Source organism: Variovorax sp. P4_D9 (assembly GCF_056401695.1).
Genome location: NZ_JBFUIU010000818.1, coordinates 1 through 3,871 on the forward strand (window position 1 = coordinate 1; position 3,871 = coordinate 3,871).

Annotated in this window: 3 protein-coding genes; 2 read left to right on the forward strand and 1 reads right to left on the reverse strand. The window is 67.5% G+C overall.

Annotated elements, in window-relative coordinates:
- Positions 1–1,932, forward strand: a 1,932-nt coding sequence (gene acs, locus AC1DY5_RS45920) for an acetate--CoA ligase (RefSeq protein ID WP_478121045.1), incomplete at its 5' end; no start/stop codon positions are given.
- A gap of 3 nt (positions 1,933–1,935) precedes the next feature.
- Here the strand turns inward: acs and AC1DY5_RS45925 are convergent.
- Complete coding sequence (locus AC1DY5_RS45925; protein WP_478121046.1) at positions 1,936–2,841, reverse strand: LysR family transcriptional regulator; 906 nt, start codon at positions 2,839–2,841, stop codon at positions 1,936–1,938.
- 134 nt (positions 2,842–2,975) lie between these two features.
- Between AC1DY5_RS45925 and AC1DY5_RS45930 the strand changes: the two genes are divergently transcribed.
- On the forward strand, positions 2,976–3,719 hold the full coding sequence (locus AC1DY5_RS45930; protein ID WP_478121047.1) for an SDR family oxidoreductase: 744 nt from the start codon (positions 2,976–2,978) through the stop codon (positions 3,717–3,719).
- Positions 3,720–3,871: the final 152 nt, after the last annotated feature.

Here is a 3,871-nt window from a genome sequence, read left to right on the forward strand (position 1 = left end):
GCCAGCGCGGGCGCGCGCATCCCCAGCATGGCGGCCTACGACGCCCTCTGCAAGGAGGCCGCCGACGACTTCGACGGCTTCTGGGCCCGCCAGGCCAAGGCCAACGTGGTGTGGAGCAAGCCCTTCACACGCACGCTCGACGAGTCGGACGCGCCCTTCTACAAGTGGTTCGAGGACGGCGAACTTAACGCCTCGGCCAACTGCCTGGACAAGCACATCGGCACGCCGGTCGAGAACAAGACCGCGATCATCTTCGAGGCCGACGACGGCACGGTCACGCAGGTCACTTACAAGGAACTGCTGGCGCGGGTCTCGCAATTCGCCAACGCGCTCAAGGCCGAGGGCATCCAAAAGGGCGACCGGGTCATCATCTACATGCCGATGACCATCGAGGGCGTGATCGCGATGCAGGCCTGCGCCCGCATCGGCGCCACCCACAGCGTGGTCTTCGGCGGCTTCTCGGCCAAGGCGCTGCAGGAGCGCATCATCGATGCCGGCGCGGTGGCCGTCATCACCGCCAACTTCCAGATGCGCGGGGGCAAGGAACTGCCGCTGAAGGCGATCGTCGACGACGGCCTGGCGCTGGGCGGCTGCGAATCGATCCGCAGCGTGCTGGTCTACCAGCGCACCGCCACCGCCTGTCCCATGGTGGCTGGACGCGACAAGACCTTCGCCGAGGCCCTGAAGGGGCAGGCCAGCGTTTGCCCGCCGGTGCCGGTGGGCGCCGAGCACCCGCTGTTCATCCTCTACACCTCCGGCTCGACCGGCAAGCCCAAGGGCGTGCAGCATGCCACCGGCGGCTACCTGCTGTGGGCCAAGCTCACGATGGACTGGACCTTCGACATCCGTCCCGAAGACGTGTTCTGGTGCACGGCGGACATCGGGTGGATCACCGGCCACAGCTACGTCGCCTACGGACCGCTGGCCGCGGGCGCGACCCAGGTGGTGTTCGAGGGCATCCCGACCTTCCCGCACGCGGGCCGCTTCTGGCAGATGGTCGAGARGCACAAGGTCTCGATCTTCTACACCGCGCCGACCGCCATCCGTTCCTTGATCAAGGCTGCCGACAGCGACGAGAAGGTCCATCCGAAGAACTGGAACCTGTCGACGCTGCGCATCCTGGGCACCGTGGGCGAGCCGATCAATCCGGAAGCCTGGATGTGGTACCACCGCCATGTCGGCGCCGAGAAGTGCCCGATCGTCGACACCTTCTGGCAGACCGAGACCGGCGGCCACGTGATCACGCCGCTGCCGGGCGCMACGCCGCTGGTGCCGGGCTCGTGCACGCTGCCGCTGCCGGGCATCATGGCCGCGATCGTCGACGAGACCGGCAAGGACCTGCCGAACGGCGCCGGCGGCATGCTGGTGATCAAGCGGCCCTGGCCGTCGATGATCCGGACCATCTGGAACGATCCGGAGCGCTTCAAGAAGAGCTATTTCCCCGAGGAGATGGGCGGCACGATCTACCTCGCGGGCGACGGCGCGGTGCGCAGCGCCGACCGCGGCTACTTCCGCATCACGGGGCGCATCGACGACGTGCTCAATGTCTCGGGCCACCGGCTCGGCACCATGGAGATCGAATCGGCCCTGGTCGCCAAGACCGACCTGGTGGCCGAGGCGGCCGTGGTGGGCCGGCCCGATGACCTGACGGGCGAGGCCGTCTGTGCCTTCGTGGTCCTGAAGCGCGGTCGCCCGGGCAGCGACGAGGAAGCCCGCAAGATCGCCACCGAACTGCGCAATTGGGTAGCGAAGGAGATTGGTCCGATCGCCAAGCCGAAAGATATCCGCTTCGGAGAGAATCTTCCGAAGACCCGCAGCGGTAAGATCATGCGTCGGCTGCTGCGCAGCCTCGCCAAGGGCGAGGCCATCACCCAGGACACCTCCACGCTCGAGAATCCCGCCATCCTCGAGCAATTGGGACAAGGACACTGACGCTCACGACGCGGGTGCGTCCGCCCCAGCCTCGAAAATATCCCGCAACCACTGCGTGAACACGCGCACGCGCGACGACAACTGCCGGTTTTGCGAATACAGCACCGACACCGGCATCGGGGGCGGTGCAAGGCCCGGTAGGACCACCTTCAGACGGCCCTCCGCAAGCTCGCTGGCGACGCGGTAGCGCGGCACCTGCACCAGCCCGAGTCCCGCGACGGCCGAGCCCGTGTACAGGTCGGCGCCCRTCACCGAGACGATGCCGCCGAGCTGCACAGTGGCGACGCGCCCGTCGACCGTGAACTCGAGCGGCACCGCCTTGCCCGTGGCGCTCGAGATGTAGTTGACGGCCTGGTGCGCACCGAGCGACTCGATGCTATCGGGCTCGCCGCGCTGCGCCAGGTAGGCCGGGCTCGCGACCGTGACCTGCGGCAGCAGCGCCACGCGCCGCCCGACCATCGATGAGTCTTGCAGCGTGCCCGCGCGCAGCACGCAGTCCACCCCCTCGCGCACCAGGTCGACCAGCCGGTCGTCTTCGCCGATGTGCAGCGCCAGCTCCGGGTAGCGCGCGAGAAAGCCGGGCAGCGCCGGCACCACGAAGTGCCGGGCCAGCGTCCCTTGTAGGTTCACGCGCAGCTGGCCCTTGGGCGCCGCGTCCCTGAACGAGCCTTCTGCCTCTTCCACGTCCGCCAGCAGCCGCACGCAGCGGCGGTAGTAGGCCTCGCCGTCCTGCGTCAGACGCACGGTGCGGGTGGTGCGCTCCAGAAGCCGCGTGCCGATGCGCTCTTCCATGCGCTTGATCAGGGTGGTAACGGTGGCGCGCGGAATCCCCAGGTCGTCGGAGGCCTGGGTGAAGCTCTGGCGCTCGGCGATGCGCACAAAGGCCTGCATTTCCTGGAAGCGGTCCATGGGCGGCTCGTCCCTCTATTGTTTAGGTAAATGGAATTGTATTGCCATTTTTAAGATGATTATCTTTTGCATGGAATGATCGAACATTCGTCCACCCACCACCCACCACCCACCACCCACGAAGGAATCGCACCATGAACACCCCCCGCCACACCCAGGTCGCCGTCGTCACCGGCGCATCGCGAGGCATCGGCGCCGCCGTTGCACAGCGGCTCGCCAAGGACGGCTTTGCCGTCGCCGTCAACTACGCCTTCGGCTCCGCGCAGGCCGACGCGCTGGTCGCCGAACTCAGGGCCGCCGGCGCCCGGGCCATCGCGGTCCAGGCCGACGTGGCGAATGCCGAGCAGGTGCGCCGGATGTTCGACACCGTCGAGACGGAACTCGGCAAGGTTGACGTGCTGGTCAACAACGCCGGCGTGCTGAAGACCGTGTCGCTGGCCGAGCACAGCGACGCGCTCTACGACCAAACCTTCGACATCAACGTGCGCGGCACCTTCAACACGCTGCGCGAGGCCGCGACTCGGCTCAATGCGGGCGGGCGCATCGTCAACTTCTCGAGCACCACGCTCGCGCTGAACATGCCCGGCTACGCGATCTACAACGCCACCAAGGCGGCGGTCGAGGCCTTCACGCAGGTGTTCGCCAAGGAACTTCGCGGCCGCAACATCACGGTGAACGCCGTGGCACCCGGCCCGATCGCCACCTCGCTGTTCCTCGACGGCAAGACCGACGAACAAATCCAGACCTTCGCCAAGATGCCGCCGCTTCAGCGCCTCGGCCAGCCCGGGGACATCGCCTCGGTGGTGTCCTTCCTCGCCGGCCCGGATGCGGGCTGGGTCAACGGCCAGATCCTGCGCGCCAATGGCGGCGTGGCCTGAGTTCTCGCTTTCATACCAGTTTTCCACCACGCTCGCGTGACCCGCGACGCATGAAACGGGAACGGCCCACCCCGCGGAACCGGCTTTGCCGGCCCGCTGGGGTTGCCCCCGGAGAGGGGGGGCGGCCAACCGAAGTRGGCAAGCCTTGGGGG

What these genes read in the sequence shown, in the direction of transcription:
- AC1DY5_RS45930 (WP_478121047.1), top strand. Translation starts at nt 2,976, where the DNA reads ATGAACACCCCCCGCCACACCCAGGTCGCCGTCGTCACCGGCGCATCG.